The sequence below is a fragment of the Enterococcus sp. PLH-Efm8 genome (genome assembly GCF_053011625.1).
Window position 1 is genome coordinate 191,128 of the sequence record NZ_CP172568.1, and the last position, 15,341, is coordinate 206,468.

Sequence of the window (15,341 nt, forward strand, 5' to 3'; positions counted from 1 at the left end):
TTTATTTTGTTCCATGTTACAATCAGTCTATACAAGAAATGAGTTGATATAACATGGAATTAGATACAAATAATCATTCAGTATTTCTTCTTTATTACCACCTTGTTTTAGTAACGAAATATCGTAGACAAGTGATTGATGATGAAATATCTGATTATGCCAAAACTACTTTTGAAAGAATTTCAGAATCGTATCACATTACTTTAGTGGAGTGGAATCATGATAAAGACCACGTTCATATTATGTTCAAAGCTCAACCTAAAACAGAATTGACAAAATTCATCAATGCCTATAAAAGTGCCAGCTCAAGATTGATAAAACGTGACTTTCCAAGAGTCAAACAATTTCTTTGGAAAGAAATGTTCTGGTCTAAAAGTTTTTGTCTTCTGACAACTGGTGGCGCACCAATTGATGTGATTAAGAAGTATATCCAAAATCAAGGAAACAATCATAAATAGAAAGTAGGTGAACTTTATGGAACAACTAAAAGCATACAAATTCAGAATCTATCCAACAGAGGAACAAGAAATCTTCTTTGCCAAATCTTTTGGTTGTGTCCGTAAGGTCTACAATCTAATGCTTGATGACCGAAAAAAGGCGTATGAAGAAGTTAAAAATGATTCTTCTAAAAAAATGACTTTTCCGACACCAGCTAAATACAAGAAAGAATTTCCGTTTTTGAAAGAAATTGATAGCCTTGCTTTAGCCAATGCCCAACTTAATTTAGATAAAGCATACAAGAATTTTTTTCGGGATAAATCCGTTGGATTTCCACGTTTCAAAAGTAAGAAAAATCCTGTTCAGAGTTATACAACGAATAATCAAAATGGTACAGTTGCTTTGATTGATAGTAAATTCATCAAAGTTCCTAAATTGAAGTCATTAGTAAGAATTAAGCTTCATAGACAACCAAAAGGGATTATCAAATCTGCTACAATATCACGTCATTCTAGCGGTAAATACTATATTTCTTTGTTGTGTAAAGAAGAAATTATCGAATTACCTAAAACTAATTCCACAATTGGTATTGACTTAGGTATTATGGACTTTGCGATTCTTTCTGATGGACAAAAAATTGATAATAATAAATTCACGTCCAAAATGGAAAAGAAACTAAAGCGTGAACAACGCAAATTGTCTAGGCGTGCTTTATTGGCTAAAAATAAAGGTACCAATCTATTTGAAGCTAAAAATTATCAAAAACAAAAACGCAAAGTAGCTAGATTGCATGAAAAAGTAATGAATCAACGTACTGATTTTCTGAATAAGTTGAGTACAGAAATGATCAAAAATCACGATATTATCTGTATTGAAGACTTAAACACAAAAGGTATGTTGCGAAATCATAAATTAGCTAAAAGTATTTCTGATGTTTCTTGGTCAAAGTTTGTGACTAAATTACAATACAAGGCTGACTGGTATGGACGAAAAATCATCAAAGTAGATAAATGGTTTCCGTCTAGTCAGATTTGTTCAGAGTGCGGACATAAAGATGGCAAGAAATCTCTTGAAATTCGAGAATGGACTTGTCCTGTTTGTCATACTCATCATGATCGTGATATCAATGCTAGTATCAATATTCTGACCGAAGGTCTAAGACTACATTCTATGGGATTGGCTTAGATCCAATCATCAAGAACCGTAGGAACTACGGGGATAGCTTGGTAAATAAGAGACACCGCTGTTAGTAAAGAAATACGCTATCAAGTATGCTCTATTCCCAAGAAGCTCCCACTTCAAGCGTTAAGAACCGTCAGGTTTAGCTAAGTGGTGAGTAGTTCACTCGCTTCATCCATGTCATGGGTTACAAATACGATCGTTTTTCCCAAACGCTCTTGTAAATCTTTGACAAGGTCTTGCAAGGAATCACGAGTGATTGGATCAAGCGCACCGAATGGCTCGTCCATCAAGATGATATCTTGATTCGCTGCAAGGGCACGAACGACTCCAATACGCTGCTGCTGACCACCAGATAATTCATGTGGGTAGCGATCTAACATCTCACGGGGCAATTCCACAAGATCAATCATTTTTTCAGCTGTTTTATTCCGTTCTTCTTGACTGACTTTCAACAATTTTTGGACAAGAGTGATATTTTCACGGATCGTCATGTGAGGCATCAATCCAATACTTTGGATAACATAGCCGATCTGACGTCGCAATTCCACTGGATCAATTTCTTGGATGGATTTTCCATCAATCAAAATTTTCCCTTGTGTTGGATCAGTCATTCGGTTGATCATCCGCATCGTCGTCGTTTTTCCGCTTCCGCTCGTACCGATAAAACAAATGAACTCACCCTTTTCAAATGAAAGATTGACGTCCTCTACAGCGACTTTTCCACCTTTATAAATTTTTGACACATTTTGAAATTCAATCATGGTGCCACCTCTTTTTCTATTTTCAATGAAGAACTATCTATTACTAGTATGCCTAAAACAATGAAAAAATACAAATAGGGTAGTTTTTTTATTTAGGAAAACAAAAAATAGAAGTGAAAAAGTGCTGATTTTGCCAACAGAACGAAAAACATGATAGAATGATGAAGCACATGATAGAAAGTGAGTGACGATATGTTAACAACAGAAGATTTTGATTTTGACTTGCCGGAAGAATTAATCGCACAAACACCATTAAAAGACCGCGATCATTCTCGTTTACTTGTTTTGGATCGGAAAACTGGAGAGATGGAAGATAAACATTTCCATGAAATCATTGAAGAGTTACAGCCTGGTGATGCGCTAGTTATGAATAATACACGAGTTCTGCCTGCTCGTTTATATGGAGAAAAACCAGATACTGGTGCGCATTTAGAAGTCCTTCTTCTAACGAATACACAAGGAGATACGTGGGAGACATTGATCAAACCTGCGAAACGTGCCAAAGTTGGGACAAGAATCTCTTTTGGTGATGGCAGATTGCAAGCAGTAGTGAAAGAAGAATTGGAACACGGCGGACGGATCATTGACTTTGAGTATGAAGGAATTTTTCTAGAGATTCTTGAATCATTGGGAGAAATGCCATTGCCTCCATATATCAAAGAACGTCTGGAAGACCCAGATCGCTATCAAACTGTCTATGCGAAAGAAAATGGTTCTGCTGCAGCGCCAACAGCTGGATTGCATTTTACGAAAGAATTACTTGATGAGATCGAAGCAAAGGGTGTTGAATTAGTCTATCTGACACTACATGTAGGGTTAGGTACATTCCGACCTGTCAGCGTAGATAAAATTGAAGAACACCATATGCATAGTGAATTCTACCGTTTGACGGAAGAAGCGGCTGAGCGATTGAACCAAGTACGTAAAAATGGCGGGAAAATCGTGGCTGTCGGAACAACTTCAATTCGAACATTAGAAACGATTGGAACGAAATTTAATGGAGAAATCAAAGCAGACAGCGGATGGACTGATATTTTCATTACGCCTGGCTATGAATTCAAAGTGGTAGAAGCTTTCTCAACTAATTTCCATTTGCCAAAATCGACTTTAGTCATGTTAGTTAGTGCCTTTGCAGGAAGAGAATTGACTTTATCTGCTTACCAGCATGCGATTGAAGAGCGCTATCGTTTCTTTAGTTTTGGAGATGCGATGTTCGTGAAATAAGGTTATGAAAAGCCGCTAGTTTTGAATAACAAAAAAGCTTTACAAAGATTTTATGACAAAGAAAAAGCCGAGCTCTCGATAAGCTCGGCTTTCTTGTACCTCGGAAGGATTCAAATAAACAGAAATGATTGTAACTTTCCATCATACATGCAAAGCACGGTGTTGAATTTCTTCATGTTAAACAAAAATTTTGTTTTCGTTACATCTTCAACATTTGAAACATCTCTTGTTCCTATTCAATTTTCAGACGTTTACGTTATTCAATTGTTACGTATCGCATTACTTCTTGTTTCGGATACTTCGTGATCCAAACATCCATACGCATTCACTATTTATAGGTTTGTACTCTACACGCATGTCTGGGTGAAACCTGTACTTCTAACAACTTTGTTTGCTTACACTGTTCTATCGAGAAATTCTTCTGTCTATTTGATGGTATCCTCCTTCCTTACATCTATATAATAGCATCCTTTGGTAGCGTTTGCAAATATAAGCACTTTAAATTTTACGCTTTCTTAACAAATAATCGATAAGCCCTTTATTTGAAGTAAATAAAAAAAGGATGTTATAGTAAAATAAGTACCTTTTTTTGTACGAAGATTTTAAAGGAGGAATAGGATGGAAGAATACAAGCAGACAATAGAAGAAGTAAAGAAGGTAACAGAAGCAGATCCAGATACTGGGTTGTCTTCACAAGAAGTGGATGAACGGCGAAAAAAGCAGGGATTGAATAAATTCGATGAGGCGCCGAAAGAATCGATGATCAAAAAATTCTTTCGAAGCTTGTCCGATTTTACAACGATCATCCTTCTTGTAGCAGCGGTGATTTCCTTTTATACCGCATTTGCTACAGAACATGGGGATTTATTTGAAGGACTGCTGATCATCGCTATCGTTGTGATCAACTCGGTATTGGCGATTGTCCAAGAAGGAAACGCAGAAAAAGCACTGGAATCCTTGCAAGATATGAATAAACAAACGGCAACTGTCATACGAGACGGCAAAGTGACCACTGTTGAGTCAGAGCAACTGGTAGTGGGTGATATTCTTGTTTTAGAGTCCGGTGATGCTATTTCTGCCGATGCCCGTTTGATCGAAGCATCACAATTACGTGTAGAAGAATCGGCGTTGACTGGAGAAAGTGAAGCAGTTGAAAAAGATGCAGCATTTATTGCTGAAGAAGATGAGTCATTAGGTGACCAACTTAATATGGTATTTAAAGGATGTACGGTTGCTGCAGGTCGTGGGAAAGCGATCGTCACTGCCATTGGCATGGCTACAGAAATGGGTAAGATCGCGGATCTTTTGAACGAAAATACTATGCAAAAAACACCTTTACAGGTCCGATTGAATCAGCTAGGCAAACGAATCAGTATGATCGCTTTAGCGGCTGCGGCTTTAGTATTTGTGATTGGTGAACTGCAAGGAGAACCACTCCTTGAGATGTTCATGACTTCGATTTCCTTGGCTGTTGCAGCTGTACCGGAAACCTTGACTGTTATTGTTACGTTGACACTTGCATACGGTGTGCAGAAGATGGCGAGGAAACATGCGATCATCCGACAGTTGCCAGCAGTTGAAACGCTAGGAACCGCTAATGTTATCTGCTCAGACAAAACAGGAACGCTGACACAAAATGAAATGCGCGTCCGCCGGGTATGGAGCAAAGAAGATGAAGTAACGAATATCGAAGATTCAATGACGAACAGCGCGATGGAAATATTGAAAATGGCTGCACTATGTACAGATGTGACGGTCGAGCAAGAAGATGACGACCTTGTTATCAAAGGTAATCCAACAGAAGTAGCCATCGTAAGGGCTGTTGAAGAGAATTATCATACAAAGGCAGAATTAGAAGAAAAATATCCACGAGTAAACGAGCTTCCTTTTGATTCTGAACGAAAAATGATGACAACAGTTCACCAAATGGGCGAAAAATACATCTCAATCACCAAAGGAGCATTCGATGTTCTTGCTCCGCGCTTTAGTTCAGGCGATGTAGAACAAGCGGCGATCGTTAATGATCGCTTTGGTAAACGGGCACTGAGAGTGATTGCTGTTGGTTATGCTACTTATGACGAAGAACCGCAAGATATTTCTTCTGAAGCACTGGAAAAAGACTTACGTTTGATTGGTCTGATCGGAATGATCGATCCACCACGTCCAGAAAGTAAAGGAGCAATCAAGCGAGCGAAAAAGGCTGGCATCAAAACAGTCATGATCACTGGAGATCATGTGGTGACTGCCAGTGCCATAGCGAAAGAATTAGGTATCTTGAATGATCCGTCAGAAGCACTTTCAGGATCAGAACTGCATCAATTATCAGACGAAGAATTAGATGCGCGTGTCAAAGCTCTCTCTGTCTATGCTCGGGTAACGCCAGAAGACAAGATCCGGATCGTCAAATCTTGGCAACGTACGGGTGCAGTCGTAGCGATGACTGGGGATGGTGTGAATGATGCACCAGCGTTGAAAGCAAGTAACGTTGGGTGTGCCATGGGGATCACAGGAACAGATGTGGCGCAAAGTGCCGCAGATATGATTTTGACGGATGACAACTTTGCGACGATCGTAGACGCTGTCAGTCAAGGACGTTCGGTTTATCAGAATATTCGTAAAGCTATCAACTTTTTGCTAAGCTGTAATATTTCGGAGATCTTTATTGTTTTGATTGCGATGCTGTTAGGATGGGGAGCACCATTTACAGCTGTGCAACTACTGTTTGTCAATGTAGTTGCTGATGGACTTCCAGGATTTGCTTTAGGAAGAGAGCCAGCGGAACACGGCATCATGGATCAGCCACCCATTCCGAAAAATGAAGGGATCTTTGCTCGAGGTTTATTGCAAAAAATTGCCATAAATGCAGGGGTCTTCACCATCGTAACCTTGTTTGGTTATTATTTAGGTAGTTATGTCGATACTATCAGCCCATGGGTAGACGCAAGTCAGCATGTCGGTCAAACTGTTGCATTCTTGATCTTAGCTTATTCATCGATTCTGCATGTGTTCAATGTACGCAGCAGCCAATCGATCTTCAAAGTCAATTTAGCGACCAATAAAGCTTTGGTAGAAATGGCGTTACTGGCATTAGCTATTACAACGGCTGTTGCTTTGCTGCCATTTACGCAAGAACTATTCGGCCTAGTACACATCAGTTTGAATCACTGGTTCTTGGTAGGGATTTTATCTATCGTACCAATCGCGGTGAATGAACTGATCAAGTTCCATCGATTACCGGAAGCAGAAGAAGAGGAATGATTAACTGTTTCTAAGTTGATTTTCTTTTTACTGGAACTATACAAAAAGGAGGTGTGACATGAATGTTGTCACACCTCCTTTTTGCTAATGGGCTGAATGTTTCTTTTACTGCCTCTCGATAAACGGTGTTCTCCTGCCACCCCCTCGGTCACAAGTCACACTCTCTTTTAAATATCTTTTGGCAATTGTTCATAAAATGCTGCTTTTGTTGCAGAAATGTATGGGCTGAGCCATAGATAACCAATACCAGCAGTTGCTAATGCTAAGATATGCCAGCCGATAAATGAAAGATCTAACCAGAAAAGTTGTCCTTTATAACCATCCATCAATTTTCGACTTGCAGTGATCGTATCCAGTACTTTAGGTGTTTGTCCTGTTTCTTGGACGATATCGTAGTAAATAAAATAGCTTTGAGAATAAGAATAGCTTTTAATGATTCCAGGAATAACTAATAGCAAACCCCATAATGTTGTAAAGATCGAGATCAGCACAGCTAAGCTGATCACTCCGCCGATAAACAAACCTTTGAATCCACGAAATGCATCTTTGAATGGTTCGATCTGATCTTTTTGTCCACGTAAAATATCAAGATAAGTCCAAGAAATACCGCTCATGAACAAAGCGCTAATGATGCTGGAAATAATTCCGCCACCGCCTCCTGAACTACCGCCTCCTGAAGTTGTCGCTTCTGAGACGCTCGCTGATCCATCATATATGGTGGTGGCAAACAAGATAATAGGAATCATAATAAGAAGAATAGTAGCAATACCAATCAATGTAGGGATTAGATTTAGTAAAACAGCTTGTCCCCAACGTCCTTTTAGACTCTCTTTTGCTTGGCGTTTTAATTCTGCAGAAGATTGCATGATTTTTCCCTCCTTTTCTTTAATAACACCAATATACCATGTATCAAAAAATATTTCTGTCATAATGTTTTTCTTTTTTTTGTTATTCATAAAAAAAGGATAAAAAAAAGAATATTAAATAAAGTAGAAGGAAGCCGAGGGAACTTGCAAAAAGCACTTGAAACGATTATGATGGTGGGAGTTGTCAAGATATTTTATATAGAAAGTAGGGAAATGAATGACGCAACCTGCCATTCGCTATCGTTTAATCAAGAAAGAAAAACATACTGGCGCGCGTTTAGGGGAATTGATCACGCCACACGGAACTTTCCCCACACCAATGTTCATGCCAGTAGGAACATTAGCTACAGTAAAAACAATGTCCCCAGAAGAGTTGAAAGAAATGGGTGCTGGCGTTATTTTAAGTAATACATATCATTTATGGCTACGCCCTGGTGAAGACTTAGTAGAAGAAGCTGGCGGACTGCATAAATTTATGAACTGGGATCAACCGATTTTAACAGATTCAGGCGGCTTTCAAGTTTTTTCATTAAGTGATATGCGGAATATCGAAGAAGAAGGCGTGCATTTCAAAAATCACTTGAACGGTTCGCGTATGTTTTTATCACCAGAAAAAGCAATCAACATCCAAAATAAATTGGGCTCTGATATCATGATGAGTTTTGACGAATGTCCACCATTCGATGAAAGTTACGACTACGTGAAAAAATCAGTAGAACGTACGTCTCGATGGGCAGAACGAGGATTGAAAGCTCATGCTAATCCAGACCGTCAAGGATTATTTGGAATCATCCAAGGAGCAGGGTTTGAAGATCTTCGTCGTCAAAGCGCGAAAGATCTAGTCGGGATGGATTTCCCTGGTTACTCAATCGGCGGGTTATCTGTCGGGGAACCTAAATCAGAAATGAATCGTGTATTAGAATTCACTACACCGTTGATCCCCGAAAACAAACCACGTTACTTGATGGGTGTCGGTGCTGCTGATTCATTGATCGATGGTGTTATCCGTGGAGTAGACATGTTTGACTGTGTCTTGCCTACTCGAATCGCTCGAAATGGCACATGTATGACTTCTCAAGGCCGTCTAGTAGTGAAAAATGCGAAATATGCCCATGATTTCCGTCCAATTGATGAGAAATGTGATTGTTATACATGTAAAAACTATACACGTGCCTATATCCGCCATTTGATCAAATGTGATGAAACATTTGGGATTCGTTTGACTTCTTACCACAATTTATACTTCTTGTTGAATCTAATGAAACAAGTACGTCAAGCAATCATGGATGATAATTTGCTTGAATTTAGAGAAGCCTTTTTTGAAGAATACGGGTTCAATAAAGAAAACGCAAAAAGCTTCTAAAGGAAAATCTTTTAAAAATTAAGTAAAAAACTAGTGTTATCAGCATTTTTCTGCTAAAGTGTTTTTTGTAGATACAGAATTAGTGAGGTGAAAAAAATGGGAACATTACCAATGCTTGTGATGTTTATCGCGCTATTAGCAATGTGGTTTTTTATGTCACGTTCGCAAAAGAAACAACAGCAAGAACGTCAAAACTTGTTAGATAGCATGAAACCAGGTGATTCAGTCGTAACGATCGGCGGATTACATGGAGTTGTTTCAGAAATCGACAATGACAAACGGACAGTTGTTTTAGACTGCGAAGGGATCTTCCTTGAGTACGATCGTGCAGCAATCAAAACGGTCAAACCAGGGACTGTCGTAACAAATGATGCAACGACTACTGTTGAAACAACAGAAGAACCAGCTGAGACAGTTGAAGTAAAAACTGAAACAACAGAAACGCTGGAAGAGACAGAAGAGAAGGAAGAAAAATAAGTATCAAAGCTTATTTAAAGACGAGGTAGGGCAGAAAGATGTCCTACCTCATTTTTTATTCAAAAAAGAAAGAGATAAGAGCATGGGATATATTGCTCAATATTGAATAATCGGGTGTGTCATATAAATAATAATAAATAACTTTATATATTTTTCTATACAAACACCTGTAAATAAAGCAATTTTATATTTAAAAATAACTGTGAAAAAAATCACAAAAAAGTGTTTACATAGAAAAATAAATATTGTATGATATACATGTGAATTATTTAACAAATAACCATGACCCATTAGGAGGATAATGATGGCTAAAGTAATAGAAAAAGAAAAAACGAAGACAATTGACGTACAAGCAATGATTGATGATTTGGCAGAAAAAGCAAATGCAGCATTGAAAGAAATGGAAAGCTTTGATCAAGAAAAAGTAGACCATATCGTGCATGAAATGGCAATGGCAGCTTTGGATCAACATATGCCATTAGCGAAGATGGCTGTAGAGGAAACAGGCCGCGGTGTTTACGAAGATAAAGCAATCAAAAATATGTATGCGTCCGAATATATTTGGCATAATATCAAACATGATAAAACAGTTGGTGTGATCAATGAAGATGTCCAAAAAGGGTTGATTGAAATTGCTGAACCAGTCGGTGTGGTTTGCGGAGTAACTCCAACAACGAATCCGACTTCCACAACGATTTTCAAATCAATGATCGCGTTGAAAACAAGAAATCCAATCGTTTTTGCTTTCCATCCAAGTGCCCAAAAATCTTCTGCAGAAGCAGCACGAGTGGTACGTGATGCTGCTATCGCTGCCGGAGCTCCTGAAAATTGTATCCAATGGATCGAACATCCTTCGATCGAAGCGACTTCTATGCTAATGAACCATCCAGGTATCGCGATCGTCTTAGCGACAGGTGGAGCTGGAATGGTCAAGTCTGCTTACTCTACAGGAAAACCAGCTTTAGGTGTAGGTCCAGGTAACGTACCAGCTTATATTGAAAAAACAGCAAAAATTAAACGTGCAGTGAACGATTTGATCGTTTCGAAAACATTTGATAATGGAATGATTTGTGCTTCTGAACAAGCTGTGATCGTGGATAAAGAAATCTATGCAGCAGTAAAAGCAGAATTCCAAGCACACCAAGTTTATATCGTAAAACCAGATGAATTGCAAAAATTAGAAGATGCAGTGATGAACGAAGGAAAATATGCGGTCAATCCATCAATCGTTGGACATTCTGCGATGGAAATCGCAAAATTGGCAGGAATCAGTGTACCAAAAGGAACGAAAATGCTGATTGCTGAATTGGAAGGCGTAGGCCCAGATTATCCGCTATCAAGAGAAAAACTTTCTCCAGTTCTTGCCATGATCAAAGCTAACAACACGGACCATGCGTTTGATTTGTGTGAAGGTATGTTGAATCTTGGAGGATTAGGACATACAGCAGTTATCCATTCAGAAAACGAAGAGTTGCATGTCAAATTCGGTCTTCGAATGAAAGCTTGTCGTATTTTAGTGAATACACCATCTGCAGAAGGCGGCATCGGTGATATCTATAACGAAATGATTCCGTCATTGACTTTGGGATGCGGTTCTTATGGTAAGAACTCTGTTTCTCGTAACGTCTCTGCTGTAAACTTAATCAATGTCAAAACTGTAGCGAAACGGAGAAATAACATGCAATGGTTCAAATTACCGCCAAAAATCTTCTTTGAAAAGAACTCTCTATTGTACTTAGAGAAAATGGAAAACGTTGAACGTGTCATGATCGTTTGTGACCCTGGTATGGTCCAATTCGGTTACTGCGATACAGTTCGTGAAGTATTGGCACGACGTAAAAATGATGTGAAGATCGAAGTCTTCTCAGATGTTGAACCGAACCCATCGACAAATACCGTATACGCAGGAACGAAACTGATGGCAGACTTCAAGCCAGATACAGTAATCGCTCTTGGAGGCGGTTCTGCAATGGACGCAGCTAAGGGAATGTGGATGTTCTATGAACACCCAGACACATCTTTCTTTGGTGCAAAACAAAAATTCTTGGATATCCGTAAACGGACATATAAGATCGACAAACCAGAAAAAACACAATTCGTATGTATCCCGACAACATCAGGGACTGGTTCTGAAGTAACGCCATTTGCGGTCATCACTGACAGTGAAACACATGTGAAATATCCGTTAGCAGATTATGCATTGACGCCAGATGTCGCAATCGTCGATCCTCAATTCGTCATGTCAGTTCCAGCATCTGTCACAGCAGATACCGGGATGGATGTGTTAACACATGCAATCGAATCCTATGTTTCAGTCATGGCTTCAGATTATACACGTGGATTGAGCCTACAAGCAATCAAGTTAGTCTTTGACTATTTAGAAAAATCAGTAAAAACACCTGATATGGAATCACGTGAAAAAATGCACAACGCTTCTACAATGGCTGGTATGGCGTTTGCTAACGCATTCCTAGGTATTTGTCACTCAGTCGCACATAAAATCGGCGGGGAATACGGGATCCCTCATGGACGGACAAATGCGATTCTTTTACCGCATATTATCCGCTATAATGCAAAAGATCCACAAAAACATGCGATGTTCCCTAAATATGACTATTTCCGTGCAGATACAGATTACGCAGATATCGCAAAATTCTTAGGTCTGAAAGGCGAAACAACAGAGGAATTAGTCGAAGCTTTAGCAACGGCTGTTTATGAATTAGGAAAATCTGTCGGCATCAACATGAGTCTAAAAGCTCAAGGAGTCACACAAGAAACACTAGATACAACCGTAGACCGTATGGCTGAATTAGCTTACGAAGACCAATGTACGACAGCTAATCCGAAAGAACCATTGATCTCTGAATTGAAACAGATCATCATTGATGCTTACAACGGATAAGCAAAAGAAAGCGTAGAAAAAAGATAAGAAAATAGATGAAAAAGAACTTGGAAAACGTTGTTTCTCCAAGTTCTTTTTTTAATTTCCAAGTAACTGAAAGTTACTTTTGTTATTTAACATTTAGGTCAATTTTAGACAGTTTTTGTTCAAAAAGCGATATTTATAGTGGACGGTATTACTGCTATATTAAGGATATAAAATGAAAGCGTTTAAAAAGGTGGCGTAAAGATGATTATTAAAGAAGAGATTTTTGTACCTAAAGAATTAGTGAAAGAAAAAATTGACCTGCTCGTTGAAAACCTGACAACGATCAAAGACGATAATGGTGAATTTTTGTTGGACTTTGATGGACTGAAAGTAGATGACAAAAGCTGGACAGTGTGGAATTGGCCACAAGGTGTCGGTCTATATGGTATTTATAAAAATTACCAGATGACAAAAAATCCTCGCGCTTATCAAGTGGTCAATGAATGGTTTGAGGATCGTATGGAAGAAGGCGCTCCGCCCAAAAACGTCAATACAATGGCACCGCTATTGACTATGGCTTACTTGTATGAAGACACGAAAGATTCACGCTATTTGCCTTATTTAGAACAATGGGCAGAATGGGTCATGAATGACATGCCTCGGACAAATGAAGACGGGTTACAGCATGCCACATATGGACCGGAAAATAAGAATCAGTTGTGGGACGATACATTGATGATGACAGTGCTTCCTTTGGCAAAAATCGGGAAACTGTTGAATCGCCCAGAATATTTAGAAGAAGCTCGTTACCAGTTTATGATCCATATCAAATACTTGATGGATAAACGAACAGGATTGTGGTATCACGGCTGGACGTTTGAAGGAAATCATAACTATGCCGAAGCATTTTGGGCTCGTGGAAACTGCTGGTTGACGATTGCTATTCCAGAGATCATTGAAATCTTAGAATTATCGAAAGAAGATGCATTGCGCAAATTATTGATCGAAACACTTGAAGCACAAGTGCGTGCATTAAAAACTTATCAGTCTGAAAGCGGTTTATGGCATACGTTGTTGGATGATCCTTCTTCTTACGTAGAATCTTCTGCAACTGCAGGATTTGCTTACGGTATTTTGAAAGCGGTCCATAAACGTTATTTACCACAAGAATATAAAGAAGTCGCTTATCGTGCTATCCAAGGATTGCTTGAACAAATCGATGAAAAAGGAGAAGTTCAAAACGTTTCAATCGGGACAGGAATGGGGGACAGTTTAGATTTTTATCGGAATATCGGAATCACAGCAATGCCTTATGGACAGTCGTTAACGGTGCTTTGTTTGACAGAATTGCTCGTCTCTTATTGTTAAAAGAAAGGAAACCCATATGAAAAAAACATCACTGCTGTTTGCAGCAAGTTCGCTTAGCCTAGGTCTGCTAGGTCTAAGCGGCTGCGGAAATAATTCTAGTGTGGCAACTGTCGCAGATGCAGACGTAAATGAGATAGTTACCTTGCGCTTTGCTTATGCAAGCAACAGCCAGTAATTGATGCAATGAATGAATTTGGGCGTTTAGTAAAAGAAAAAACAGATGGTTCCGTACAGATCCAGTATTTCCCAGATGGACAACTGGGTGGAGAACGTGAACTGATCGAATTGACACAGTCAGGAGCAGTAGATTTCACAAAAGTAAGTGCCTCAGCGTTGGAAAGTTTCTCTAAAGATTATTCGATTTTTTCCGTTCCTTATCTATTCAATGATGAAGAACATTTCTTTAAGGTGATGGATAATGAAGAAATAATGGAGCCAATCTACCAATCGACCAAAAATTTAGGATTTACCGGATTGACCTATTATGATTCTGGTCAGCGCAGCTTTTATATGGTAGACGGTCCGATCCATACGCCGGAAGATTTGAAGGGAAAGAAGATCCGTGTGATGCAAAGCGAAACCGCTATCAAAATGGTAGAGCTTTTAGGCGGTTCGCCCGTACCTATGGGAAGTGATGAAGTGTACACGTCTCTTCAATCCAATTTGATCAACGGATCAGAAAACAATGAATTTGTCTTGTATACAGCTGGACATGGCGGGGTAGCTAAATACTATTCCTATGATGAGCATACACGTGTGCCAGATATCATCATCATGAATGATGCCATCAAAGAACAGCTAACTGATGAACAGGAAAAAGCCATTGAAGAAGCAGCGAAAGAATCAACGGTTTTTGAAATTGAAGCTTTTGCAAAAGCAATTGAAGAAGAAAAAGCTTTAGCACAAGAAGAACATGGAGTCCAATTCAATGATGTAGATAATACACCGTTTCGAGAGGCAGTTGCCCCACTTCATGATATATTCAAAAACGATCCTACCTACAAAGACCTTTATCAAAAGATCCAAGAGCAAGGAGCGTAGCTGTAATGAAAATGATTTTAAACAAGGTATTAGAGATCCTGGGAGCTGTTTTGCTTGTTGGGATGGTCGCTGTTGTTTTATGGCAAGTATTTTCCAGAACGGTTTTAGGAAATCCAAATACGGTCACGGAAGAGCTTGTTCGATTCGGTCTTGTCTGGTTTGCCATGTTGTCTTCCGCGTATGTTGTGGGACAAAAAGCACGTTTAGCCGTAACGGTTTTAAGTGAAAAATTAACTGGCAAAAAAAGTAAAATTTTAGAAGTTGTTGTTCAAAGTTTATTTCTGGTATTTGCTGCGATGATCATGGTGTATGGCGGATGGAATGCTGTCACATTGACAATGGGGCAGATCTCGCCTTCTTTAAGTATTCCTATGGGATATGTTTATCTGTCAGTACCTGTATCGGGGGTACTCATCATTATCTATAGCCTGATCAATCTAATCGATACATTAAGCAACAAGCCAGCAATTCAAGAAAAAATATAAAAATGGAGG

10 protein-coding genes and 2 pseudogenes are annotated in these 15,341 nt (G+C 39.0%); 10 read left to right on the forward strand and 2 right to left on the reverse strand.

The window, feature by feature from the left end:
* Positions 1-53: 53 nt before the first annotated feature.
* Together tnpA and tnpB are read left to right on the forward strand one after the other, a co-directional pair.
* On the forward strand, positions 54-458 hold the full coding sequence (gene tnpA, locus ACIFUW_RS00960) for an IS200/IS605-like element ISEfa4 family transposase (RefSeq protein WP_002287522.1): 405 nt from the start codon (positions 54-56) through the stop codon (positions 456-458).
* Between the two features lie 16 nt (positions 459-474).
* Positions 475-1,623 (forward strand): IS200/IS605 family element RNA-guided endonuclease TnpB, encoded by a 1,149-nt coding sequence (tnpB, locus tag ACIFUW_RS00965; RefSeq protein ID WP_002287525.1) that lies wholly within the window; start codon positions 475-477, stop codon positions 1,621-1,623.
* Positions 1,624-1,775: 152 nt separating this feature from the next.
* Here tnpB and ACIFUW_RS00970 read toward each other — a convergent pair.
* Positions 1,776-2,381 (reverse strand): annotated as a pseudogene (locus ACIFUW_RS00970) (ABC transporter ATP-binding protein); the annotation flags it as partial.
* A 192-nt stretch (positions 2,382-2,573) separates the two neighbouring features.
* On the opposite strand from ACIFUW_RS00970, the gene queA reads away from it, so the two are divergent.
* Positions 2,574-3,605: a tRNA preQ1(34) S-adenosylmethionine ribosyltransferase-isomerase QueA gene (queA, locus tag ACIFUW_RS00975; protein ID WP_002296565.1), complete on the forward strand. Its 1,032-nt coding sequence runs from the start codon at positions 2,574-2,576 to the stop codon at positions 3,603-3,605.
* Between the two features lie 618 nt (positions 3,606-4,223).
* The gene (locus ACIFUW_RS00980; RefSeq protein WP_002289743.1) at positions 4,224-6,863 is read left to right on the forward strand and encodes a cation-translocating P-type ATPase; all 2,640 of its coding nucleotides are present in this window, start codon (positions 4,224-4,226) and stop codon (positions 6,861-6,863) included.
* 167 nt (positions 6,864-7,030) lie between these two features.
* Here the strand turns inward: ACIFUW_RS00980 and ACIFUW_RS00985 are convergent, their stop codons facing one another.
* On the reverse strand, positions 7,031-7,729 hold the full coding sequence (locus ACIFUW_RS00985; RefSeq protein ID WP_002296566.1) for a DUF975 family protein: 699 nt from the start codon (positions 7,727-7,729) through the stop codon (positions 7,031-7,033).
* 217 nt (positions 7,730-7,946) lie between these two features.
* Here ACIFUW_RS00985 and tgt point away from each other — a divergent pair, with 217 nt between their 5' ends.
* The 6 genes and pseudogenes from tgt (at position 7,947) to ACIFUW_RS01015 (ending at position 15,332) form a co-directional block, all read left to right on the forward strand.
* Positions 7,947-9,092 (forward strand): tRNA guanosine(34) transglycosylase Tgt, encoded by a 1,146-nt coding sequence (gene tgt, locus ACIFUW_RS00990; protein ID WP_002294183.1) that lies wholly within the window; start codon positions 7,947-7,949, stop codon positions 9,090-9,092.
* A 96-nt stretch (positions 9,093-9,188) separates the two neighbouring features.
* The gene (gene yajC, locus ACIFUW_RS00995) at positions 9,189-9,569 is read left to right on the forward strand and encodes a preprotein translocase subunit YajC (RefSeq protein WP_002294182.1); all 381 of its coding nucleotides are present in this window, start codon (positions 9,189-9,191) and stop codon (positions 9,567-9,569) included.
* Between the two features lie 304 nt (positions 9,570-9,873).
* Positions 9,874-12,471, forward strand: a complete 2,598-nt coding sequence (gene adhE / locus ACIFUW_RS01000; protein WP_002296567.1) for a bifunctional acetaldehyde-CoA/alcohol dehydrogenase — start codon at positions 9,874-9,876, stop codon at positions 12,469-12,471.
* Positions 12,472-12,699: 228 nt separating this feature from the next.
* Positions 12,700-13,806, forward strand: a complete 1,107-nt coding sequence (bglB, locus tag ACIFUW_RS01005; RefSeq protein WP_002288261.1) for a beta-galactosidase BglB — start codon at positions 12,700-12,702, stop codon at positions 13,804-13,806.
* Positions 13,807-13,822: 16 nt separating this feature from the next.
* Positions 13,823-14,847: pseudogene (locus tag ACIFUW_RS01010) on the forward strand (TRAP transporter substrate-binding protein).
* A gap of 5 nt (positions 14,848-14,852) precedes the next feature.
* Positions 14,853-15,332 (forward strand): TRAP transporter small permease, encoded by a 480-nt coding sequence (locus ACIFUW_RS01015; RefSeq protein ID WP_002300788.1) that lies wholly within the window; start codon positions 14,853-14,855, stop codon positions 15,330-15,332.
* The last annotated feature ends 9 nt before the right edge of the window (positions 15,333-15,341 follow it).